A 24,420-nucleotide genomic window follows, 5' to 3' on the forward strand; every position below is an offset into this window, starting at 1 on the left:
ATGACTTTAGCAGTTTTATCTCAATCTGCCCAATCCGAACCACTTCGAATTGCAATTTCAAAAGGAAGTGGTTCGGATTCATATCTACGTTATGGAGAATGGCTTAAAAGTACTGGCATTGATATTGAAATCGTAGATATGATAAGCTATTCACCTGACGAGGCAGCTAAATTATTGGAAACTTGTAAAGGTTTGGTTCTATCAGGTGGTTCAGACGTCCATCCCGGACGCTATGGAAAAGAAGCAGATTCTTTGCGTTGCCAGATTAATCCTGAAAGAGATACATTGGAATTTAATTTAATTGAAAAGGCATTACAGTTAAAAATGCCAATTTTAGCAATTTGTCGGGGTATGCAGATACTAAATGTAGCACTTGGTGGCACTCTGATTGTTGATATTCCACAAGATCACCCATCAAATATTTCTCATCAATGCAAAGATAAGTTCCAAAATTGTCACTCGGTTGATATTCTTCCGAACACAAAATTAAACAAGATTACCGGTACTCTTCGTGATGGTGTAACATCTTCTCATCATCAGGCTGTTGAATATTTAGCGCTTGGACTTGTTCCGAATGCTCTTGCCGAAGATGGTATTGTCGAGGGATTTGAGTGGCTCGATGATTCTGATAAATCGCCCATTATTGAAGTTCAATGGCATCCTGAACGTATGAGTAATAGCAAATTATCACTTCCGTTAGCAATAGAGTTCCTAAATTTTGCAAAACGATTTAACAAGTAATGCAAGAACTTATGCTTCCTATAGAAAATTTCGATTTAACATTTCTCCCTCGTTTCCCTGAGAAAGGATCATTTTGGGAAAGTCGGGGGGACCGTTTTCATTGTGGTGTCGATTTCTATTGTGAAGAAGGGACTCCAGTATTATCTTGTGAAGATGGATATGTCTTAGAAACCGGAATTTTTACTAGTCCAAATCTAATTTACTATTGGAATATTACTTATTTTGTTTTAATTCAATCTTTGAGGAACGGTTATATTTTTAAATATGCTGAAATGAAAACGATTTTTGTAAGTAAACACCAACATATAAAGCAAGGTCAAATTATTGGGTTAGCTGGGAAAGTAATAAATTCAAATAAACTGTCTATTTTTTCACCTTTGTATATTCAAAAAATTGCTGCAAGTAATAATTGTTCTATGCTTCACCTTGAATTGCACCAATCCCCTTACAAAGAAATAAGACCTTATCTTGGAGGGAATTATTTCGGTTTGGATAAACCAAATTCTCTGCTTAATATTGAAAAATTATTAATTGAAAATTATTAATAAATTAAATGATGGATTTAACAGAATTTTGGACAATTGCATCAGGAAATGGGATTGTTCTGGATAAACAGCAGTTAGAACGTATTGAACGTTATGCTAAAGAATTAGTTTATTGGAATAAACAAGTTAATCTCATAAGTCGAAAAGATGAAGAAAAGGTATTAGAAAACCATATTTTGCATAGCATCTCACTTTTAAAATATATAGAGGTACCAGCTAAGTCTCGTTGTTTAGATATAGGAACAGGTGGTGGTTTGCCAGGTATTCCAATTGCGATTGCAACGGGAAATATTTCTATGCTTCTTGTTGATTCAATAGCAAAAAAAATAAAAATTACTCATATGCTTGCAAAACACACCGGACTGCGTAATATTGAAGCAGTCTCTTTAAGAGTTGAAAATTTGGCTCAAAACAATAAATATTTGCAATACTTTGATTTTATTTTTGCTCGAGCAGTTACTAAAATTAACGATTTGCTAACTTGGACTTTACCAATTGCCAAAAAAAATGCTAATTTTGTATTTTATAAAGGAGGAGATATTTCGGAAGAAATAAGTATTGCAATGAAAAAATTTCCATCGCTTAGCTTTAATGTTATCGATATTGATTTCTTTGGTTATCCAAAATTTAAAGAAGACGAGAAAAAAATTGTTCACATAAAAAAAATGGAATAGTCTATGGAATGCAAAAAAGAAAAAAATTTACAAATGTGCAATTGTTCATATGAACCTTGTTCAAGAAAAGGAATATGTTGTGAATGCATTGCATACCATAGGCGGTCCCGTCAGCTTCCTGCTTGTTTTTTCCCAAATAATGCCGAAAGAACTTTTGATAGGAGTTTTGAACATTTTGCACGTCTTGTAAATGAAAGAAAAGTTTAATTTTTCCAATATATATTAGGTGAAAAATGGAATTATATGTTGATACTGCAAATATTGAGCATATTCGTGAGTGTGCTAAATTAGGGTTTGTTAGTGGTGTAACAACCAATCCATCGCTGCTTGCTCTTGAAGATCCATCAGTAGATATTAAAAAAAGAATTTTGGAAATTTATGAAACTATTGGTGGACATTTATCAGTAGAAGTTATTTCAACTGATACCAATGGAATGCTCCGCGAAGCAGATGAGATTTTGAGTTGGTTCCCTGAGGCAACAATCAAAATTCCTATGATTCCAGCAGGGCTGGCAGCTGTGCGTCAATTATCTGCCCGGAATGTTCCAACAAATGTTACTCTTGTTTTTAGCACAACACAAGCGATTGCAGCTGCAAATGCAGGTGCTACTTATGTTTCAGTTTTTATGGGTAGGCTTGATGATATTGCTTCAAGTTCCAAACAAGTTTTGGATGAAGTGTGTGAGATATGGGATGTACAAGGCTACGAAAGTTTAATAATTGCTGCTTCTGTGCGACATCCACAACATATTATTGATGCTGCTCTTGCAGGTGCAGATATTGCTACTGTTCCATACAAAGTATTAATGCAATCAATAGCACATCCTCTTACCAATTTAGGTTTGGAAAAATTTTTAGCTGATTATGATAAAATGCAGACAGAAAAGCAAAAACTAATGAGTTTGTAATTTAAAAAGCCCGCTTATAAGCGGGTTTTTTATTAATGTATCTTTCAATAAAATAATTGATTTGATTTCAATAAAATAATAATTAATTTGCTTTTCTATTTTTAACAAAATTAAAAATATTTAATGGGTGATAAATGAAGACTAAAATTGAGCCATTTAAGATTAAAAGTGTTGAAGAGATTCCTATTACTACTGTTCAGCAAAGAGAAAAATACCTTAAAGATGCTTTTTATAATCCTTTTTATTTAAGATCTGAACATATTACAATTGATCTTCTGACTGATAGTGGTACTACAGCGATGAGCAGTAAACAGTGGGCGGCTTTAATGGATTCTGATGAAGCATATGCGGGTTCAAGAAGCTACTACAAATTTGAAAACATTGTTAAAAAGATTACTGGTTTTAAGCATATTATTCCAACTCATCAGGGAAGAGCTGCTGAACGCATCTTGTTCCAATGCTTTGATGTTCATGGTAAATATGTTCCAAATAACACTCATTTTGATACAACTCGCGGCAATATTGAATACAACAGGGGTATTGCTCTGGATTTGCTAAATGAGAATGGGAAAAATCCAGCTCTTCGTGATGATTTCAAAGGGAACATAGATATAGATAAACTTGAAGAAATAATTAAAAAATATGGTGCTGAAAATATTCCATTAAGTATGATTACTGTTACAAATAATAGTGGTGGTGGTCAACCTGTTTCAATGGAAAATATTCGCAAAACAAAAGAAGTATTGAGCAAATATGGTATTCCATTTTACATTGATTGTTGCCGTTTTGCTGAAAATGCCTATTTTATTAAGAAAAGAGAAAAAGGATATCAAGATAAATCAATTTTAGAAATTGCACAAGAAATGTTTTCTTATGCTGATGGCGCTACAATGAGTGCCAAGAAAGATGGCTTATCTAATACAGGTGGTTTTATTGCTACAAATGACGATAAGATTGCCGAAAAAGCACGAACAATTCTCATTGTTACAGAAGGTTTTCCTACTTATGGTGGTTTAGCTCGTCGCGATTTAGAAGCTCTTGCAGTTGGATTCGAAGAAGTGTTAAACGAAAACTATCTTGAATATAGAATTGGTCAAATAGAATATTTAGGCGATAAATTACTTGAGGCAGGTGTTCCTATTATAGAACCAACTGGCGGGCACGGCGTTTATTTGGATGCGAAGCGTTTTGCTCCTCATATTGCACCGGAATTCTATCCAGGTCAATCTATTGCTAATGAAATATATCGAATTAGTGGTGTAAGAACAGTTGAAATTGGCTCCGTTATGTTTGGTAAAAAAGATGAACAAGGCAACCACATTGCACCTGAGATGGAGCTTGTTCGACTTGCAATTCCTCGCCGGGTTTATACTCAAAATCACCTTGACTATATTGCCGAAGCAGTTATTGAAACATACAAAAATAGAGAAAGTTTAAAGAAAATGAAGATTGTTTGGGAAGCTGAGTTCTTGCGTCATTTTACTGCAAAAATGGAATATATTGATTAATTTTTTAAATTACAAATCATAACTATTTTTGGGGAGAGACATATTTTTTATGTCTCTCTTTTTTAATAATGAACAGTATTTATTATTTTTGCTATTATTAACGCTTGATATTTTCAATATGAAAGTCGGTATATTTGGTGGAACTTTCAACCCGGTGCACAATGGGCATTTAATAATGCTCGACAAATTTATTTCGCAGATGAATATCGATCAATGCTATGTCGTTCCAGCTGCTATTTCACCGTTTAAAACAAACTTTTCCGTTTTTCAAGCAACAGATTATGATAGACTTTTTATGCTTAAACTAGCAATTAAAAACATTAATAATAATGTTGAAGTCTTAGATTATGAAATTATCAAAGGTGGTGTTTCATATACAATCGATACGATTGAATTTCTAAAAAATATACATCCCGAAGATGACTTTTATTTGTTGATCGGTGCTGATCAAGCAATTGCTTTCGACAAATGGAAAAGATGGGAGGAAATCCTTTCAAATTCAAATATTTGTATTGTTCGTCGCCCAGATATCGATAATACTTATTTAGAGCAAAATATCAAGTTGATTTTTGGAAGCTATATAAATAAAATTCATTATATTGATGCTCCAATTATTAATATTACAGCAACCCAAATTCGCGAAAAACTAAAAAATAAGGATAGTATTTCTGGTTTAGTTCCAAAGCAAGTTGAAGAATATATTGCTGAAAATAAACTATATATTAGTTGAAAAAATGTTATATTTATTTTTGTTATCAAACAAATTAGGATAATTATGAGTGTTACAATAGTTGTTGGATCTCAGTGGGGAGATGAAGGAAAGGGGAAAATTGTCGATTTAATAAGTAAAGATGCAGACATTGTCGCTCGCTACCAGGGTGGTGCAAATGCCGGACATACAATCGTAATAAATGGTAAGCAATATGTATTACATTTAATTCCTTCTGGTATTCTTCACCCAAATTGTATATGTGTAATTGGAAATGGAGTTGTCATTGATCCAATTGCTCTGAAAAGCGAAATCAAGATGCTTGAAGAGAATGGCATTGATGTTCATAATCGCCTTTTCATTAGCCATAAAGCGCACCTTATTATGCCATATCATAAATTGCTCGACCAGGTTCGCGAAAAAGATGCTAAAAGTTATGCTATTGGAACAACTGGAAGGGGAATAGGACCTGCTTATTTCGACAAAGCTACTCGGGTTGGTATTCGTATTGTTGATTTGCTCGATAGAAAAGGTTTTGAACAGAAGCTTCGAAATAATTTGGAAGAAAAATATAATATTCTTCACAAAATTTATGGTTTTGAAAGTTTTAATATTGATGAGTTGATGGAAGAATATCTCTCGTTTGATGCTGAAATTGACGACTTAATTACAGATACTACGCTTTATCTGAATAATGCAATACAACAAGGAAAGAAAATTATTGCCGAAGGTGCACAAGGAGCTTTGCTTGATATTGATCACGGAACTTATCCTTTTGTTACAAGTTCAAACCCTACTTCAGGCGGAGCCTGCACTGGTCTTGGTATTCCTCCGACATCAATTTCCAATGTGATTGGTATTGTAAAAGCATACACAACACGAGTTGGCAATGGTCCATTCCCGACAGAACTTAATGATGAGACAGGTGAGCGTTTGCGTCAAATTGGTGCTGAATTTGGGGCAACAACCGGGCGTCCGCGCCGTTGTGGTTGGCTCGATTTAGTAGCTTTGCGTTATTCTGTGATGGTTAATGGCATAACAGAGATTGCTATAACGAAGTTGGATGTCTTAGATGATTTTGATGAGATTAAAGTGTGCACTTCCTATACTTATGAAGGTAGAACGCTAAAATCTTTTCCTGTTGATATTCATACTCTCGAAAATTTAAAATGTGAATATACAACACTAAAAGGATGGAAAACATCGTTAAAAGGTATTAGACATTGGACCGAACTTCCAGCAGAAGTTCTGAAATATTTTGAATTAATTGAAAAATTCACTGGCGCTGAAATAAAGATTGCATCATTAAGCCCTGATAGAACTGATACATTAATCAAATTATAAATAAAAAACCCCCGCTAAAGCAAGCGGGGGTTTTTCTATTAATAATCCATATCTGCTGGCGTTTGTGGCATTGGTTTTTTCTTTTTCAGGCTTTTCAACTGTTTTTGCTTCTACCAGCTTGAGTAGAACTGTTACTGATGCATTATTTCAACCAAAAATTCCTTTTTATATTTTAGATTTTTTGCTGTAAAATGTAACTTTATCTGAAAGTATTAAAGAGCATAAAAAATACTTGATAATAATAAATTATTTGTATAAATTAACATGTAGATATAATTTTACTTAATTATTATTGGAGTATTTATGCAAATCACAAATCACAAATCACAAATCACAAATATAATAATATTGTTTGTCTTCATTCTTCTCCTCATGACCTCCTGTGCTAAAGATGATGATTGTATATCAAATCCAACAGTTAAGGAAAAAAATTATGTGCAAAATACTGAGTTATTTTCAAGGTATGATTCAGTAGGTATCTACCATAATATGATAATGAATTCTTTCTATAATATTGTCTATAATGAGGATTTTGACACTAATCAGACTTTTTCGGAATGGCTTTATAATACTCTTAAAAGTTCATTTATTTCAAATGGTATTACAGTTGAGAATTGCTTTCAAGAAGAGGTTGATGCTTTTCTTGATTTTTCACAATTGTATGAAAGTATATTTCATCTAGATTTATCCGATACAAGTGATTTAAGTATGGAAGCATATTTTGACAATATTAGAAGGTTAATTAATATTGAAATGAGTGATTCTTTGACGTCTTTGGAAAAATATTATTTAAATATAATGTTTTCAGTTGTTGAAACCGCATACAATAAAGCAGATGATTTATTCACTTTTTATTATACTGTAGAAACTGAGTTAAATAAACTAAAGTGTTCAATGATGTTTGAAACATGGAAGGATAATGAACATAAAGCAATTATATCTTTTGTTATTATGGAACATTCTTTTGAATTAGTAAGGAGTAGATTTTTAGCGATTTCACCATATAGGAAAAAAACTGAAACTCTAGGTTTAAATGATAAACAAAAACAAAATTTATGGGCTGCTGCTCATATAACAGCAGATGTAATTGGTGGGACCATTGGAGCTGTTTTTGGAGCTACTGCTTTGTCTTGTACTGGACCTTTGGGTTCTTTGATTGGAGCGGCCAAAGGGGCTTGTAAATTTGCTGTCGCTGGTACTGGAACTGTTAGTGCGATAAAAGCTTGTGTTGATTTTAAAAAGTAATGCTTTTTAATGTTTGCTGGTAAATTTGTGCAAGGTTGCAAGAATTTTACTACATTCAAAGGCAATAATTATGCAGAGTAATAAAATAGAATTAATCAGTGAAATTATTTCATATTCCGCATTGATATTTTTGATAGCATCATCCTTTGTGAGAGATTCGATATTGTCATCATTTTTTAATAATTGTGATATTTTGCCGAAAAGGTTTGCTGATGCTGAATTAATGGCTTTTTTGGTTTTGATTATGTTCATCATAGCAAGTATTCTAAAAAATGTCGTGTATGAGGTAAATAAGGAAGTCCCTATATTAACTTCAAAATTTAGAAAACTTAGTATCGATATTGGGATTTTTATTGTTGGAATAATCATTCTGTTGGCAAACATTACACATTTCTCGGGAATTATTTTATCCATATTAAATATTTATTACATTGCTCTTTTAATTATCGAAATGATTTTTTCCCATAAATCCAAATGCAATAAAGTTTAAAAAAATAATAACGAAGAAGACGATAAATTTGCATTTTCATCAAGAAAAGCTAATTTCATTTTTCCTACTTCGATGATTACGTTGTCAATACTAAATTGTATCTGGTGATTGTTCTATTGAAAGTGGTATTATTAATGGAAGGAGTAATAAAATACAAGAAAGCTCCGCTAAAGAATAGCGGAGCTTTTGATATGATAGCTTATTTATCTATTAATAATCCATACCTGCTGGCATTTGTGGCATTGGTTTTTCTTTTTCAGGTTTTTCAACAATTGTAGTTTCTGTTGTCAGCATAAGGCTTGCAACAGATGCAGCGTTTTCTAAAGCTACGCGGCTAACTTTTGTTGGATCGATAACGCCAGCTTCGTATAAATCGCAATATTCTTCGCGAGCAGCATCAAATCCAAATGCACCTGTTCCTTCTTTAACTTTATTAGCTACAACAGAAGCATCCAATCCGCAATTTGAAACAATTTGACGAATTGGTTCTTCTAAAGCACGGCGAATAATTTCGATACCAGTTTTTTGATCTTCATTTGCTGGTTTCAAATTGTCCAGAGCAGAGAGTGCTCTTAAATATGCTGTCCCACCACCGGGTACAATCCCTTCTTCAACTGCAGCACGGGTAGCGTGCAAAGCATCATCAACGCGAGCTTTCTTTTCTTTCATTTCAACTTCAGTTGCAGCACCAATCTTCAATACAGCAACCCCACCAGCGAGTTTTGCAAGGCGTTCTTGTAATTTTTCTCTGTCGTAATCAGAAGTTGTTTTATCGATTTGGATTTTGATTTCATTGATACGTTTTTTGATGTCTTCTTGTTTGCCAGCACCTTCAACGATTGTAGTGTTGTCTTTATCTACAATTACGCGGGTTGCTGTTCCAAGATATGCAAGAGTAGCATTTTCCAACTTGAAGCCTTTTTCTTCACTAATAACTGTTCCACCAGTGAGAATTGCAATATCTTCGAGCATTGCTTTGCGTCTGTCTCCAAAACCAGGAGCTTTGACAGCTACGACACGCAAAGTGCCACGCAATTTGTTTACAACTAATGTTGCAAGTGCTTCGCCTTCAACGTCTTCAGCAATAATTAACAGGGAACGACCAGCTTGCGAAACTTTTTCGAGAACTGGTAGCAAATCTTTTATTGAAGAAATTTTCTTGTCGTGAATCAAGATATATGGATTGTCTAAAATAGCTTCCATACTATCAGCATCAGTGATAAAATATGGAGAGAGATAACCACGGTCGAACTGCATACCCTCAACAGTTTCCATTGAAGTTTCAGTTCCTTTTGCTTCTTCAACAGTGATTACGCCATCTTTGCCAACTTTTTCCATTGCTTCAGCAATGAGTTCACCAATTGTTGGGTCGTTGTTTGCAGAAATTGTACCAACCTGTGCAATTTCTTTTTTGCTTTCTACTTCACGGCTGATTTCTTTTAATTTTTCTGTAATTGCAGCAACTGCCATATCAATGCCGCGCTTTAAATCCATTGGGTTTGCGCCGGCAGTTACATTTTTCAATCCTTCACGGAAAATTGCTTGAGCAAGAACAGTTGCAGTAGTTGTTCCATCACCAGCTAAATCGCTAGTTTTCGATGCAACTTCTCTAACCATACTTGCGCCAAGATTTTCAATTGGATCTTCGAGTTCCACTTCTTTTGCAACTGTTACACCATCTTTAGTTACAAGCGGAGCACCAAATTTTTTATCTATAACAACGTTGCGACCTTTGGGACCTAAAGTTACTTTTACTGCATTAGCAAGTTGATCAACGCCTCTTTTTAATGCTGCACGTGCTTCAACATCAAATGTTATGATTTTTGCACCCATTATTTTATCTCCTTGATTTATTATACATTTAACAGTTATTTTTTATTACATTAATTATTTATTTGAAAATTCAATTAGTTGATAATAGCAAAAACATCACTTTCACGCATAATTAAGTATTCATCGCCATCAATATTAACTTCAGTGCCAGCATATTTGCCGTAGAGCACTTTGTCGCCAACTTTTAAATTCATTGGAATTAATTTCCCATCATCAGCAACTCTGCCTTTTCCAACTGCAACTACTTCGCCTTGCATTGGTTTTTCTTTTGCAGTATCAGGAATAATGATACCACCTTTGGTAACTTCTTCTGCTTTTGCAGGTTTTACGATGATTCTGTCGTGCAATGGTGTTAAGTTCATATTATACCTCCTTTTATTTTACATTTTAATAATTATTAGCACTCTGCACAAATGAGTGCTAACAAAAATACGAATTATTATCCATATTATTTTAATTATTTCAAAAAAAATTCAATTTTAATTTTGATTATTTGATTATTAAATTTTTTTTATTGATTTTTTAACATTTTTTCATAATTTAAAAATATTGTTTAAGCGTAACTAAACTATTATTTATGAATAATCAAAATATCTGCTTATGAAAACCAAAATTGCGTTAATTGTATGTCTTTTTATTAATTCTCTTTTTGTTTATTCTGGAGAAATTCAAGGGATTGTGAAAAATCCGGAAGGTCAGCCGCTTTCAGCTGTTTCCGTTCGTATCCCGGAACTGAAAATTCAAACCTCGACCAATATTAACGGTGTATTTGTTATCAAAAATATAAAACAAGGAAACTTCAGTCTAAAACTATCAAGAGCTGGTTGCAGACCAATTGACACGGTTATTAGTGTCGAACAGTTTCCTTTGAAATTAGAAATTACTATGCTTGATGTGTATAGATTAAAAGAAAATGTCGTCGTTACAGGCACACGCACTGCAAAACAAATTGAAACAAACCCAATTGCAACAGATGTTGTAACTGGTTCTTCGATTAAATCTGCTTCGAGATTACGTCTTGATAATGTATTAAGTGAAGAGCTTGGAATGGTAATTGTTGAAGATCACGGACGTGGTGTTCAAATTCAGGGACTTGACCCCGATTATGCTCTAATTCTAATAAATGGTGAACCTATCATTGGCAGAAGTGGCGGAATACTTGACACTCGTCGATTTGCAATGGGAAATGTTAAAAGAGTAGAAGTAATTAAAGGACCTTCTTCTTCACTTTATGGTTCCAATGCCCTTGCTGGTGTAATAAACCTGATAACAGATGATAATGAAGATGCTACCTCAGTTCGTGCAAATTCTCGTTATGAATCATATAATACTTTAGATTTGGGAGTTGAAAATAGTGTCAATTCCTTCAGTGGTAAGTTGTCAAATAACTTATTTATTAACAGACTTTCAAGTGATGGTTTTAAATTGTCAGACGACTATTATGGAAAAGCTGTTCCTGAATATGTGAATTATACTGTTCATAATAATTTTACATATAAATTCGATCCTAATACATATATTAAAATAGGCTTGCGTCTGAATACTGAGGACCAGAAAAACTACTTTAATGTTCGTCAGAATACTGATACTTTCACTATCGATGATAATAGTAAATTGCGTGATTATGGGGTTTCTGTTTCCGGGAAACATCAATATTCGGACTTATTTAACGTTGAGTCGCGCCTCTATCATACAGAATACAGAACTGAGTCAAAATATAATTATAGAATAGGTGGTGCCTTATACGAGAAATACTCATTCACTCAGTCTTTGACAAAGTTAGAAACTCAGTGGAATTGGATGATTTCACGACATCATATTCTGACATTTGGTGGCGGAGGAAATTATGAATCTGTTGAAGCTCAAAGGTTAAATAATGGTAAAGTGTATGCTCATTCTTATTATTCGTTTTTGCAAGAAGACTGGATTGCTTCAAAAAAACTAAACATTATCGCAAGTTTAAGATATGATTGGCATAGCGATTATGCGGATAATCTAAGTCCAAAAATTGCTTTCTCTTATAGCCTTTTTGATGGGTTAGTTCTCAAAGGTTCTGTCGGTTCTGGTTTTAAAGCACCAACATTTCAGCAATTATATCTTAATTTTACTAACTCAATAGCAGGATATAGTGTTTTTGGTGTTGCTTTTTTCAATGATTTATTTGGCAAACTTGTAAATGATGGGGTAATTGTAGATACCATTTTTGATTTAAGAAAAATAAGTAACTTAAAACCAGAGAAATCGATTTCTTTTAATTTTGGATTTGTTTGGGATATTAATCCGTTCATTGAGACTAAGCTAAATATTTTCAGGAACAACATTTCTGAAATGATAGAAACAATTCCTGTTGCGAACAAAAACAATGGTGCTCAGGTATGGTCGTACATTAATTTAAGCAAAGTTTATACTCAGGGTTTAGAAGCGAATCTAAGAATAAATGCCAATGAGAATTTTAATATCTCTTTTGGTTATCAGTATTTAGAAGCAATTGATGTTGAAACTTATGATGATATTAAGAAAGGCAAAATTTTTATGCTAACAAAAGACGGCGACCGTCGTGTAAAATTGTCCGAATATGGTGGGCTCTGGAATCGTTCAAAGCATTCAGGAAATGTGAAATTTGAATATAATAATTCAGATTATGGCTTGAATGCTTTCCTTCGTGGAACTTATCGCGGGCGTTATGGGTTTAAAGATAAAAATAACAGTAACGTTTTGGATCAGGATAATGAATACGCTCCTGATTATTCGATTTGGAATTTTACTATTACAAAGGAACTTATCTACAATTTTTCGTTACAGGCAGGTTGCGATAATATTTTTGATTTGAGAAAACCAATGTATTTACCATCTAATCCTGGAAGAACATTTTTTGCAAATCTTATATATAATTTTTCATCTAATTAGGGGGTTTTTATGAGAAAATACTTGTTTTTATTCTTTGCTACTTTATTAAGTATAATGTTTGTTTCTTGTTCAGATGACGATAATAATTCGACAAATGGCGGAAATGGGGAGTTACTGCCAAGCGTAACTGTAAAAAACATCAAAACTTTCAATCCAGAGCAAGGCGACACAATGACTTACTATAGTCTTCGTGAGAACAAAATTATTGATAAGTCGCTGGCTAACACAACTCAGTGGGATATTTGTTTCCATCGAACAAGCATTTACGTAAATCAGGGATATCGCGGTCCAGGTAACGGGGGAGCTTTTGTGCTACGTGGAGTAGATTTCGAAACTCTTTCTGAATTACCGCAAGACTCGACTTTCTATGTAGAAAAATCTGAAACAGAACGAGCAATTCCGATAGGTAGTGGTAAAGGATGGTACAACTACAATCATTCTACTTTTGAAATTACTCCAATTCCAGGTGTTGTTCTTGCTATTAGAACCGCTGATGGTAAATATGCTAAAGTTAAGATATTGAGCTATTACTATGGTTATCCGGATAGTATCCCTTCAGATGTTTATAGTAGAATAGATCGAACTTATTCATTTAAATATGTTTACCAGCCAAACGGCACAAAGAAATTCACTAAATAATTAAGACATAAATCAATCTTTTTTTAACCCTTCCGAAGGTTTTGAACCTTCGGAAGGGTAGAAATGAACACAGAGTTGGGCTCCACCTTTTGGTGGAGCCCATCTTTTGAATATGCTACACCCACCATAAATGCTACACGATCTTATTAGATAATTTTCATTATTAATTAGAATGATATTCCTACATTAATGCTAGCTGCCCCAGAGTTTTCCATAGACTCATCATAATAATACCAATCGTAGTAGATAAACTTCATTCTTTGTATTTCATATCCAAGTCCAATGTTCATAGCAGACTTTTCAGAAACTTTAAAACTAACACCCATAGTAGGAATAAGAAGAAGACCAACTCCTAAGATATTATTTTTTTTCTTTTTCTAAAGACATATAAATATTATCTTGGTCTAAGACGTACCAGGAACCAGTTGCTGCATCGATAATAACAGGTACTAAACCACCTAATATATCAAAAATTACGTAGCCTGCTCCTAAGCTATTGGACAATTGATAAGTTCTAGTTGCATATCCTTCTTTTTTAAATTCTATGATATGCGTTTGATTAGATTTAAGTTCAACTTTGATGGGTGTTTCGCCAATAAAGGCACCATTTACAAAAACTTTTGCTCCAGTTGGTTCGGAATTGAAAGATACATTTTCTCTGGTACCTTTAAATATTGTTGCGCATCCCGTTATTAAAATAATTAAAGAAAAAACAAAAAACTTTTTGAAATAAATTGGATTAATTTTAAACATAAAAACCTCCATTATGATTGTGTGGTAAGATTATATAAGATAGTAAATACTTTAGAAAAGTAAAGTATTTTCTAATTCTATACTAGAATAAAAATCATTCAGAAGATAAACAAATAAAAAAATATGTTCGTTAGAAAATTATATAAATTGGTGAAATAATTATTAAAAAAAAAATTGTTCCTAAACCTTCGGAAGGGAATAGCATAAGTCCAAAGTTTAGTGTATATAATAATTGATGAAAACCACCGTTAATAATAACTAAATGCTGAGAATTTGAAAAATACTTTTGGAGTTTGGTAAAGTGGTAAATATACTGAGATAATGAGAGACCTCATTACTCTAACCTCTTTCAGTAATTAAAAAGGATGAATTCCAAATATTACTTAACTTACCTTTTTGATTAATATTTTATCACCATAGCAAACCTCAAGACAAATAAATACAATACAGTTAGGAAATTATATGAATACCAATGATTTTAATTATTTAGTTGAGTGTGCAACAAAAGCACCATCTGGACATAATACACAACCTTGGAAATTTGAAAAAATTCAAGATGGTATTATCATTCACCCGGATTTCACAAGAGCTTTGCCAATTGTTGATTCAGATAACCATGCCCTATATATTAGTTTGGGGTGTGCCTTAGAGAACTTAGTTATTGCCGCATCAAAAATAGGATACAAAAGTATAGTGGATTACCCTAACAATCCGAATGCCTCAATTACCATAGAACTTCATCCATCCGACGAAATCAATCCTTCTGAAGAGGAATTATTTGATTTTATTAAATCAAGACAAGTAAATAGAAGTAAATATTCCGAAAAGATTGTAAATAACACTGAACTTGAAAGGCTAAGGAACTGCTTTAACTATGATGGGATTTCGTTAGTTCTTCTAAATGGAAAAGAAAACTTTGAAAAAGTTATTCCACTAATTATTGAAGCAAATAATATACAGTTTCAAAACAAACTATTTGTTAATGAACTCACTGATTGGTTTCGTTATTCAAAAGCTGAAGCTGAAAAGACAAAAGATGGGCTGTGGACTGCTACGATGGGATTACCCAGTATGTGGCGATTTATCGGCAATTTTGTGATGAAAAATATAGTTTCAGCTAAAAGTGAAGCAAAACGTATAAACGAGATTTTACAACACACCGCAGGCATTGCAATATTTTTTAGTGAGAAAAATGATGTTACATCTTGGATAAATGTTGGACGTGCTTTTCAACGTTTTGGGCTTACTGCTACCAAATTAAGTATTTGTCATGCTCACTTAAATATGCCTTGCGAAGAAATATCTGTAAGACAAAAACTTGCAAATCTCTTAGAATTAGAAGACAAACATCCTTTATTACTTATCAGATATGGTTACGCAGAAAAAATGCCTTATTCTTTCAGAAGAAATATTGAGGATGTAACTGTGAATTAAAGTTTTAGGATGAAATAGTAAATTTTGAATTTTTAAAATGCCCTGTCTCGTTTGAGTTAATTGCCTCTATGTAATTGCAGGTGATTTCCTCTAAATTTACAATAATAAATAAGGCGAACTATAATTCTTCACATTCCAGTGATTCGCTTTTGAGTAATGCCGTAAGTTACCAGCAGTTATTTATTTTTTCAATAAATCTCGTATCTCTGTCAGCAATATTTCTTCCTTAGACATTGCAGGAGGTGCGGCATCAGCTTCTTCTTGTTTTTTCTTAGCGGCAATTATTGCTTTGATAACCAAAAAAACAGCTAAAGCCACTATAAAGAAATCAAAACATACCTGCAAAAAATTTCCATAATTAAGTGTTACTGCCGGAGTTGTTTCAGTAGCCGCTTTCAATACAAATTTTAAGTCGGTGAAATTTATGCCACCTATAAGAAACCCCAGAGGCGGCATTATTACATCGTTTACTAAAGAGCTGACAATTTTACCAAAAGCAGCACCAATTATAATACCAACTGCCATATCTACAACATTGCCTCTTATGGCAAACGCTTTAAATTCGTCAATAAATTTCATTTTTTTACTCCATTAATTATAAAAGATTTAATATATTATTATAAATGAGTGTTTATTTAACTAAAATATAATTATTCATTGTTAATTTAATAAAAGTTACGAAACTTACAACACTTTTTTGCGAATTATTTAAATAGCTTGAAAATAAATCAATTTTTGAAGAAACGAAACTTTTATTAAGTAATCATTAATGTAATAAATTATTCTTATATTTCTATGAGATACACTTGAGCTTAGATGATCCGCAAGACAAAATATGACAATGTTTAATGCATTATTGTGATTATTAGGAACAAAAAAATCATTCTTTATTTCAATAATTCTTCGATGAATTTTTCAAACTTATTTTCGGACATTAGTTCATGAGTCTTGAACTCGCCCTGATAATAAATTCCAAGTGTCCCAAATGGACTGCCTATTTGTTGGGCTTCTTGATAATTTTCTAATTTCTTAGTCTCAAAAGGTATCTTTTTGTTTTTAAGAACTTCTGATAATCGTCCAACATACTCTTCCATAAAAGGGCATTGATTTGAATAAGTAATAGTAAATCCATTTTTGTTTGAACAGGTGCCTTTTTTAGCATTTTCAGAAAAAGTGGGGTTATTTGCATTTTTATTAAATTTGAGTGCCAATAATTCGAAATATGGAGGTGCTGAATCAACAACTTCAAAATTATGTTTTATGTAGAATTTTTTGTCAGTCAAGTACGGTCTCACTTTTGAGCTACTTACGACAGCAATTCCATCCATTTTTTTTGATTTTGCGTCCTCAATGCATTCATTAAGTAACTGTATTGATAAACCCTTTCCTTTAAACTGTCCAGAAACCCAAAGACAGTTAATGACCATATAGTTTTTTCCACAAATCGGTTTCCATACTTTTTCAATCGGCATATATTCAATGAATATTTTACCACGTTCATCAAATCTTTTAAACACTAATCCATCTTTAAAGCGTTCCTTCATCCAAGCTTTTTTTGACTGAGCCCTATTTTGGTTTTGTTTGTCATTTCCAATAGCACAACAAATATGCTCTTGGTCGATATTAGTTGCATCAATTGTAATAATCTTCATAATGTTTTCTCCATATTTTAAGGTAAATATTAGAAATCATTATTTAGCAAATATAGATTTTTTCTGCAATTTATGTCTATTCTAACGACTTTGTTGCGTCAAACATTAATTTTGTTTGTTTTAAAAAAGGTTCAATCCTTTTTCTTGCTAATTCTATATATTCTTTGTTAATATCATAACCAATAAATTTTCTGTCTGCTTTTAAAGCAGCAACGGCGGTTGTTCCACTACCAGAGAAAGGGTCTAAAACAATGTCGCCAGGGTTGGATGTTGAGATGATAATTCTATAAAGTAATTCCGCAGGCTTTTGTGTTGAATGAGCTTTCTGTCCATTTACTTTTATTCTTTCATCACCTTGGCAGATGGGTATTAACCAATCACTCCTCATCTGTAGATCATCATTCATCACTTTCATCGAATGATAATGAAAGGTATAGTTTGAAGATTTTGATTTAGTTGCCCAAATCAATGTTTCGTGTGCATTGTTAAATCTTGTTCCTTTAAAGTTAGGCATTGGGTTTGTCTTGATCCAAATAATATCATTTAACACCCAAAAACCAATATTCTGCAATATAGTCCCAACTCTAAAAATGTTATGATAAGTTCCAATAACCCAAAAACTACCTGAATTTTTTAGAATTCTGTAACATTCTTTCATCCATAATGTTGTGAATTTATCATATTCTTCATTTGACTCAAATTTATCCCAAGCATCATTAACAGCTTCAACTTTTGTTTGGTTTGGTCTATATAATTCACCATTTAATTGAAGGTTATAAGGAGGATCTGCAAAAATTAAGTCTATTGAATTGTCGGGTATTTGTTTTAAAAGTTCAATGCAGTCCCCTTGGTGAATCTTATTAAGTTCTAATATTCCGAGTTTTTCCATTGCTGTTTCTTTTTGTAATAATTCAGAAATATTATTAGTTTTATTACAACTTTCTTTATTGCATTTATATATATAGTTTGATGCCTTTTTTGTTACTATTAACGCTTGTATATTTACAATAAAAAAATATAATTATTCCTCCAAAATTAATAAATAATTCTTTAATTTCAATGATGTTTTTCCATTGCTGTTTCTTTTTGTAATAATTCAGAAATATTATTAGTTTTATTACAACTTTCTTTATTGCATTTATATATATAGTTTGATGCCTTTTTTGTTACTATTAACGCTTGTATATTTACAATAAAAAAATATAATTATTCCTCCAAAATTAATAAATAATTCTTTAATTTCAATGATTTGTTGAGTTGAACCAAAAATCTGCTGTTGCCGGACCGCAACTCAAAAAGAATTGATGAAATCGCGGATAAGCGTATACATGCCACCGATAACAAACATAACGATGAGAACCCACATGATGAATTTAAAAATCATCCAGGCAAGCTCGACGAGTTCATCAAATATGCGAGACATAAAATTAACCCAAAGGAATTCACAGATAATACTAAAATTAAGTTAGCCGAGTGAAAAAAGCAAATGGAAAATTGAACGGTAACGGGGAATTGCACGTTTAAATAATTTTCAAAATTCTAAACGCAAATGTAGTTGTTGGAGAAGATTGTATTTATGACGAGGGGGCAAGCTATGGTAGGAACTACTTGGCTTAGAAGTAGGGAAGAGAAGGGGTTTTAGTGAATGATATTGAAGTTAATTCTTTGTTGTATGAATGTAGAGAAAATATTTTCGCTAAAATATAATATAATTCTTTAAAATTTTGTAAATTTCTATTGTTGTATTTCTCTAATATTTGATTTCAATTTTATTCTATGAAATATATTCTTTGCATAATTGTTGTTTTTATTGTTGTAAATTTTAATTTGATTTCATCAGGAATAAATATTCAGGATGTTGAAATCGGACAATCATATTATTTTCGTCTTATTAATGGAGATATCATTACAGCTAAGGTGGCAGAGAAAAATATCGATAGTTTGCAAATTTCTTTAAAATTAAATACGGTAATAGGAACTGCAATTGTTTTTGAAAATGAAATTGTTGAAATTAGAAAAATATCTGAAAAATATCGCCATAGTCATAGAATTTATCTACTTCCTACAGCATTACCAATTTCCAATAACCATTTTGTAGGAAACTTTGAGTTAGGTTTCTTTTATGCTGGTGCTGGGATTGGAGATTATTTCTCTGTTTGTGCTGGTCAAAGTATTTTACCTTTTGTTTATCCAAATCAGGAAATTAGTTCATTTAATGTTAAATTTTCCTATCCCGTTATGTCTATTAGAGATTTGCCTGCTGATATCTGGTTTGGAGGTGGAGCAAATCTTGCTTTTATTAATTCTGGAAATAAATTTATGCATTATTACGCCAACGCCACATATCAAGGTAACGTATCTTCTGTTTCTGCAATTTTTTTCTTTAAAAACGGAAATAAAGACATATACCCAATTAGATTTAAAAATGAACTATACGAACTTACCTATCCTAATGGGTCTTTTGGAGTAGCTTTAGGGCTTGATACAAAATTTTCTTCGAGAAACGATTTGCATTTTATTGGCGAACTTTGGAATAGCGATGTCAATAATCCGTCTAATACTTTGATTTTACTTGGTATTCGGCTTGCCAACACTAAATTTTCCGCTGATTTTGGGCTGGCTTTTGTTACTGAACCTTTAGCATTTCCATTTGTTAGTTTTGTTTGGACACCTTATTAATTTTGAAACTTTTTGATAATTTTATACGTATCTAAATATCCTTAATTAATATGTTCAATTATTTGATGAATTAAAATGTACAAAAAATCATTATCATTTCTGACAATTGCTGTCTTTTTGGCAATTATTATGTTTACGTCTTCTTGCAAAAAAGCAGAAAAAACAGGAGAGACATCTGAAATGGAAAAGAAACTGACTGAATTTATCAACAAGTATGTTGAAAAAGTAAAACCATTAGAAAAAGCCCTTAATACTGCTTATTTCGATGCATCCATTAATAGCAATGAAGAAAATTGGGGTAAAGTTGCAAAGCTCGAAAAAGAATACAACACAATTTTCTTCAATAAAGATGATTTCAATACTTTAAAGCAAATCAAAGAATCTAATGCTGTCAAAGACCCACTTTTAAAACGACAACTGGATATTCTATACAATACTTATTTATCGAAGCAAGCAGATACTGCTAAAATCAACCGTCTTACCGATATGGTTTCGAATATCGAGCAAATGTATTCTAAATTCCGTGCTAAAGTCGGAAGCAAACTACTAACTGATAATGATGTAGAGGAAATTCTGAAAAATTCAACTAATAATGAAGAATTGAAAAAAGTTTGGCTTGCACATAAAGAAATTGGACCAATTGTTGCCGATAGTATAATTGCAGTAGTAAAATTACGTAATGAAATTGCTCGTGAACTCGGTTTCAAAAATTATCATGAAATGAGTTTGAAACTTTCTGACCAAGATCCTGAAGAAATTAGCCGATTATTCGATGAACTTGATAATTTAACTCGCGATGAATTCAAAAAAATGAAATCTGAAGTTGATGAGTTTCTTGCTGCTCGTGTTAAAATAAAGCCAGAACAGCTAATGCCTTGGCATTACCAAAATAGATTTTTCCAGGAAGCACCACAAGTATTTGAAATAGATTTCGACAAATATTATAAAGACAAAGATATTGTCAAATTGACCCAACAATACTATGCAAGTATTGGACTTCCAATTGACGACATTATTGCTCGAAGTGATTTATTCGAAAAACCGAATAAAAATCAACATGCTTACTGTATTAATATTGATAGAGAAAACGATATTAGGGTGCTTTGCAACGTTCGTCCTAATGCTCGTTGGATGGAAACAATGCTTCACGAGTATGGACACGCTCTATATGAAAAGCATTATGCAATAGATTTGCCTTATTTACTGAGAACTCCGGCACATATATTTACTACCGAAGCTATTGCTATGCTTTTTGGACGCAAAGGTGCTGAAGCACAGTGGATTCAAGATATGGTCGGGATTTCTGATGAAGAAAAATCTAAAATTTTTGATATTGCAAATAAACGACTTAAATTACAACAACTTGTATTTAGCCGTTGGTCGCAGGTTATGTATCGCTTCGAAAAATCAATGTATGAAAATCCAGACCAAGATTTGAATAAGCTTTGGTGGGATTTAGTAGAGAAATACCAGATGATTAAACGTCCTGAAAACCGTAATTCTCCAGACTGGGCTACTAAAATTCATATTGCTACCAGCCCTTGTTATTATCACAACTATCATTTAGGTGAATTATTTGCTTCGCAGTTATATTTCACAATCGCTGAAAAAATTCTTAAAGATGACCCATTTAAAGTATTAAGCTTCACTGGTCATCAGGAGGTTGGTAAGTTCCTTATAGACAAAGTTTTTTCTGTTGGAGCAAAGTTCGAATGGAACGATATGATAGAAAAAGCAACAGGAGAAAAAATAACTCCGAAATATTATGCTAAGCAGTTTGTTCATTAATTTTTATTTTTTCAAATGTTATGAAGGGCTGATTTTCAGCCCTTTTTTATTAATAAAACATTATTAATTCTTTATCGTATATTAACAATATGTTTTCTCTATTGGAGGTCTGAAATGAAAAAGTTACTACTTATTTTATTTTTGTTTTTTACACCATTAGTAAATGCTCAACTAATAACTGAGTATTTTACTGCAAAAGAAGGTTATAATTCTGCTTATGATGCGGCTTCAACTGTTCTTACAGAACCAAAATTATTTTTTATTAGTACTACTTTTATGTATGATCAATCATTAGGTCAGTTAAAATACGATTTGAATACGGGTAAAGCTAATTTCTGGATTTATGGCTTTATTGATGGTCAAGATACAACAACAAAAGTTGTTGTTGGAACTATTAAAATGTTTGTTTATTTGTCTCAGATTTTTACTCCAAATGAAATTGATCCGGAAGATTTTCCGTATGTAAGCGAACATTACTTTGATAACCTTGAATGGTTCGATAGTGATAGTGCTAATATTTACTTCAATACTTGTCAGCCATATCTTGATTTTGCGAATTCTGGCGAAGAACCTGAATCTTTCAATCTTGGACTTTTCTATAATTCTGATTTCGATGAGTTGCCACTTAATATTCCAATCTGGTCAGCATATATTCAACTCTCTGGTAATCGTGGTTTTATCTCTCCTGCTGTCGATATCGAATCTCGTCAAACTTTTTGTAATTATCTAATCACGTCTAATCAAGAGAAGAAGTTTGCTTTTGATGGGATTAATATTGTGAGAAACGGAGATTATTTAATACTTTCTTCAGATGATATTCTTGATAATATTGAAATTAATGTCTTTTCGTTAGATGGTAAAAGTGTTTTTTCAAAGTCTGTTTTCTCTCATGGACAGCAAGAGAATGTATATGTTCCTTTCAGTAGTTTCATAAATGGGATGTATTTAGTAATTGCAAAATCTAACAAGCAAATTGGTGTAACAAAGATTAACTTATCAAATTGATTTTAGTTTTATTATTTGATTATCTATATTGGGGGCGTATGTTATTACGCCCCAAATGTTTAATAAGTTAATAAAATTCACCTTAATGCTAAACAAGAAACTAAGTCGAGGAAAGAGCAGCAGATACAGCCTTAACTAAGGAAATAATTTTGGGATAATTCATCCTTTTTGGTCCAATAAGTCCAATTGAACCAAAGCTTGAACCTAATTTATAAGAACTTATTACTAATGCATATTCATCTAAGATGCTATCGTTCATTTCACTTCCAATTAGTACTTTTACATTGCCTGGTTCTTCGTATTCATCAAGCAAGTGAATTACAATATCCTGATTTTCAATTAATTCAATAATACTTTTTATACGTTCTTTTGATTCAAATTCCGGGTATTGTAACAAATTTTGAGTTCCAGCTACAAGCAATTGATCCTGATTTTTTGTGGTGAAAATATCGTCTAACGATTCAGTGAATAATCTCAATAATGGAATATTTTTCGATGGATAATCAGAAATCAAATTATGAAAATTATCTTTAATAAACTTAATGGTTTTATCTGAAATTTTTTCATTAATATATTGATTTATCTGAAATAGATTTTTTTCATCAATTTCATAATCTACTTCTAAAGAAATTGTTCTTACAATATTTGAATCAAGAGCTAATACAATTAATAATCTATTAGAACTTATTTTAATAATATCGAGCTTTATCACTTTGCAGTCAATGATTTTAGGTATTTTCACTAAGCTTAAATAATTGCTTAGCATCCCTAAAATTTTAGATGTATCTCGTAATATGTTTGATGTATCTGTGCTTGAAAGATTTTCTTTGACTTTGTTTATTTCTGTTTCATTTACTTGTATGTAATCATTAATCGAATCAACGTAAAATCTATACCCCTTATCAGTAGGGATTCTACCGGCAGAAGTGTGGGGATGGGTAATGTATTCTAATTCCTCAAGGTCTGCCATTACATTTCTTATGGTGGCGGGACTTAAATTTAATTCACCTTCCAGATATTTCGAGAGTGTTCGTGAACCAATAGGAGAAGCCTTTAATATATATAGTCTAACAATTTGCATCAATATTTCACGTTCACGTTCTGACAGTTCTTTTCCAATTTCATTCATATTATTAAGCTGAACAATCTAATAACATACCGATATTATTAATTAAGTAACGAATAAACTTTTATTTTATGATTATCAGTAAATATAGTAATAAATGTTATTTATTGTTACAATATTTAGCAAAAAGATTAGTTAATATTCAGTAGATATTTTCCCTTATTTAACCAAAATATCAGGAGATGAAAATGGACGACCCGAAAGTATCTCAGAAATCACCATACCGTGTAAAATTAGAACCTGGCAAAAAATATTATTGGTGCAAGTGTGGAGAATCAAAAACACAACCATTTTGTGATGGCTCTCATAAAGAAAAAGGAGAGTTCCGTTCTGTGCCATTCGAAGTATTTGCTGAAAAGGAGTATTATTTATGTGGCTGTAAAAAAACAAAGAGGCCGCCATATTGTGATGGAACACATAATAATATTTAAAAAATATTA

General features: G+C 32.2%; 25 protein-coding genes and 1 pseudogene. 16 read left to right on the top strand and 10 right to left on the bottom strand.

Annotated elements, in window-relative coordinates:
- The 9 genes from ACY2LT_RS01990 to ACY2LT_RS02030 all read left to right on the top strand — a co-directional run bounded on the left by ACY2LT_RS01990 (position 1) and on the right by ACY2LT_RS02030 (position 7,674).
- Positions 1–741, top strand: coding sequence for a gamma-glutamyl-gamma-aminobutyrate hydrolase family protein (locus ACY2LT_RS01990; RefSeq protein WP_491816006.1), 741 nt, complete (start codon positions 1–3; stop codon positions 739–741).
- 11 nt (positions 742–752) lie between these two features.
- Complete coding sequence (locus tag ACY2LT_RS01995) at positions 753–1,286, top strand: M23 family metallopeptidase (RefSeq protein WP_491816007.1); 534 nt, start codon at positions 753–755, stop codon at positions 1,284–1,286.
- Positions 1,287–1,294: 8 nt separating this feature from the next.
- Complete coding sequence (gene rsmG, locus ACY2LT_RS02000) at positions 1,295–1,960, top strand: 16S rRNA (guanine(527)-N(7))-methyltransferase RsmG (protein ID WP_491816009.1); 666 nt, start codon at positions 1,295–1,297, stop codon at positions 1,958–1,960.
- Between the two features lie 3 nt (positions 1,961–1,963).
- Positions 1,964–2,167: a DUF6485 family protein gene (locus tag ACY2LT_RS02005; protein WP_491816010.1), complete on the top strand. Its 204-nt coding sequence runs from the start codon at positions 1,964–1,966 to the stop codon at positions 2,165–2,167.
- 26 nt (positions 2,168–2,193) lie between these two features.
- Positions 2,194–2,868 carry a fructose-6-phosphate aldolase gene (gene fsa / locus ACY2LT_RS02010; protein WP_491816011.1) on the top strand — a complete coding sequence of 225 codons (675 nt, stop codon included), beginning with the start codon at positions 2,194–2,196 and terminating at the stop codon, positions 2,866–2,868.
- A gap of 134 nt (positions 2,869–3,002) precedes the next feature.
- A complete protein-coding gene (locus ACY2LT_RS02015) occupies positions 3,003–4,376 on the top strand; it encodes a tryptophanase (RefSeq protein ID WP_491816012.1) in 1,374 nt (457 codons plus the stop codon).
- Between the two features lie 49 nt (positions 4,377–4,425).
- Positions 4,426–5,106 carry a nicotinate (nicotinamide) nucleotide adenylyltransferase gene (gene nadD / locus ACY2LT_RS02020; RefSeq protein WP_491816013.1) on the top strand — a complete coding sequence of 227 codons (681 nt, stop codon included), beginning with the start codon at positions 4,426–4,428 and terminating at the stop codon, positions 5,104–5,106.
- Positions 5,107–5,151: 45 nt separating this feature from the next.
- Entirely contained in the window at positions 5,152–6,429 is a 1,278-nt protein-coding gene (locus ACY2LT_RS02025) for an adenylosuccinate synthase (protein ID WP_491816015.1), read from the top strand.
- A gap of 303 nt (positions 6,430–6,732) precedes the next feature.
- Positions 6,733–7,674, top strand: coding sequence for a hypothetical protein (locus ACY2LT_RS02030; RefSeq protein WP_491816016.1), 942 nt, complete (start codon positions 6,733–6,735; stop codon positions 7,672–7,674).
- Between the two features lie 6 nt (positions 7,675–7,680).
- On the opposite strand, the gene ACY2LT_RS02035 is transcribed toward ACY2LT_RS02030, so the two are convergent.
- The 3 genes from ACY2LT_RS02035 to groES all read right to left on the bottom strand — a co-directional run bounded on the left by ACY2LT_RS02035 (position 7,681) and on the right by groES (position 10,359).
- The gene (locus ACY2LT_RS02035) at positions 7,681–8,058 is read right to left on the bottom strand and encodes a hypothetical protein (protein ID WP_491816017.1); all 378 of its coding nucleotides are present in this window, start codon (positions 8,056–8,058) and stop codon (positions 7,681–7,683) included.
- Between the two features lie 316 nt (positions 8,059–8,374).
- Entirely contained in the window at positions 8,375–9,997 is a 1,623-nt protein-coding gene (gene groL / locus ACY2LT_RS02040) for a chaperonin GroEL (RefSeq protein ID WP_491816018.1), read from the bottom strand.
- 74 nt (positions 9,998–10,071) lie between these two features.
- A complete protein-coding gene (gene groES / locus ACY2LT_RS02045) occupies positions 10,072–10,359 on the bottom strand; it encodes a co-chaperone GroES (protein WP_491816019.1) in 288 nt (95 codons plus the stop codon).
- Between the two features lie 238 nt (positions 10,360–10,597).
- Here groES and ACY2LT_RS02050 point away from each other — a divergent pair, with 238 nt between their 5' ends.
- Both ACY2LT_RS02050 and ACY2LT_RS02055 read left to right on the top strand, forming a co-directional pair.
- A complete protein-coding gene (locus ACY2LT_RS02050) occupies positions 10,598–12,904 on the top strand; it encodes a TonB-dependent receptor (RefSeq protein WP_491816021.1) in 2,307 nt (768 codons plus the stop codon).
- A 9-nt stretch (positions 12,905–12,913) separates the two neighbouring features.
- A complete protein-coding gene (locus ACY2LT_RS02055) occupies positions 12,914–13,543 on the top strand; it encodes an HmuY family protein (protein ID WP_491816023.1) in 630 nt (209 codons plus the stop codon).
- Positions 13,544–13,710: 167 nt separating this feature from the next.
- On the opposite strand, the gene ACY2LT_RS02060 is transcribed toward ACY2LT_RS02055, so the two are convergent.
- Positions 13,711–13,869, bottom strand: coding sequence for a hypothetical protein (locus ACY2LT_RS02060; RefSeq protein ID WP_491816025.1), 159 nt, complete (start codon positions 13,867–13,869; stop codon positions 13,711–13,713).
- A 34-nt stretch (positions 13,870–13,903) separates the two neighbouring features.
- Positions 13,904–14,296 carry a PEGA domain-containing protein gene (locus tag ACY2LT_RS02065; protein WP_491816026.1) on the bottom strand — a complete coding sequence of 131 codons (393 nt, stop codon included), beginning with the start codon at positions 14,294–14,296 and terminating at the stop codon, positions 13,904–13,906.
- A 462-nt stretch (positions 14,297–14,758) separates the two neighbouring features.
- On the opposite strand from ACY2LT_RS02065, the gene ACY2LT_RS02070 reads away from it, so the two are divergent.
- On the top strand, positions 14,759–15,730 hold the full coding sequence (locus ACY2LT_RS02070; protein ID WP_491816027.1) for an Acg family FMN-binding oxidoreductase: 972 nt from the start codon (positions 14,759–14,761) through the stop codon (positions 15,728–15,730).
- Between the two features lie 180 nt (positions 15,731–15,910).
- Here ACY2LT_RS02070 and mscL read toward each other — a convergent pair whose 3' ends face one another.
- The 4 genes and pseudogenes from mscL to ACY2LT_RS02090 all read right to left on the bottom strand — a co-directional run bounded on the left by mscL (position 15,911) and on the right by ACY2LT_RS02090 (position 18,805).
- Entirely contained in the window at positions 15,911–16,309 is a 399-nt protein-coding gene (gene mscL / locus ACY2LT_RS02075) for a large-conductance mechanosensitive channel protein MscL (protein WP_491816029.1), read from the bottom strand.
- A gap of 308 nt (positions 16,310–16,617) precedes the next feature.
- Positions 16,618–17,382, bottom strand: coding sequence for a YoaP domain-containing protein (locus ACY2LT_RS02080; protein ID WP_491816030.1), 765 nt, complete (start codon positions 17,380–17,382; stop codon positions 16,618–16,620).
- A 130-nt stretch (positions 17,383–17,512) separates the two neighbouring features.
- Positions 17,513–18,271: pseudogene (locus ACY2LT_RS02085) on the bottom strand (DNA-methyltransferase); the annotation flags it as partial.
- Between the two features lie 402 nt (positions 18,272–18,673).
- Positions 18,674–18,805: a hypothetical protein gene (locus tag ACY2LT_RS02090; protein ID WP_491816032.1), complete on the bottom strand. Its 132-nt coding sequence runs from the start codon at positions 18,803–18,805 to the stop codon at positions 18,674–18,676.
- A gap of 353 nt (positions 18,806–19,158) precedes the next feature.
- Between ACY2LT_RS02090 and ACY2LT_RS02095 the strand changes: the two genes are divergently transcribed.
- The 3 genes from ACY2LT_RS02095 to ACY2LT_RS02105 all read left to right on the top strand — a co-directional run bounded on the left by ACY2LT_RS02095 (position 19,159) and on the right by ACY2LT_RS02105 (position 22,854).
- Entirely contained in the window at positions 19,159–20,061 is a 903-nt protein-coding gene (locus tag ACY2LT_RS02095) for a hypothetical protein (RefSeq protein ID WP_491816033.1), read from the top strand.
- Positions 20,062–20,136: 75 nt separating this feature from the next.
- Positions 20,137–21,849, top strand: coding sequence for a M2 family metallopeptidase (locus ACY2LT_RS02100; RefSeq protein WP_491816035.1), 1,713 nt, complete (start codon positions 20,137–20,139; stop codon positions 21,847–21,849).
- Between the two features lie 114 nt (positions 21,850–21,963).
- Complete coding sequence (locus ACY2LT_RS02105; protein WP_491816036.1) at positions 21,964–22,854, top strand: T9SS type A sorting domain-containing protein; 891 nt, start codon at positions 21,964–21,966, stop codon at positions 22,852–22,854.
- 100 nt (positions 22,855–22,954) lie between these two features.
- Here the strand turns inward: ACY2LT_RS02105 and hrcA are convergent, their stop codons facing one another.
- Positions 22,955–23,983, bottom strand: a complete 1,029-nt coding sequence (gene hrcA, locus ACY2LT_RS02110) for a heat-inducible transcriptional repressor HrcA (protein ID WP_491816038.1) — start codon at positions 23,981–23,983, stop codon at positions 22,955–22,957.
- A 185-nt stretch (positions 23,984–24,168) separates the two neighbouring features.
- On the opposite strand from hrcA, the gene ACY2LT_RS02115 reads away from it, so the two are divergent.
- Positions 24,169–24,411: a CDGSH iron-sulfur domain-containing protein gene (locus ACY2LT_RS02115; RefSeq protein WP_491816040.1), complete on the top strand. Its 243-nt coding sequence runs from the start codon at positions 24,169–24,171 to the stop codon at positions 24,409–24,411.
- Positions 24,412–24,420 lie beyond the last annotated feature (9 nt).

It is taken from the genome of Eximiradius proteiniborus, assembly GCF_058546985.1.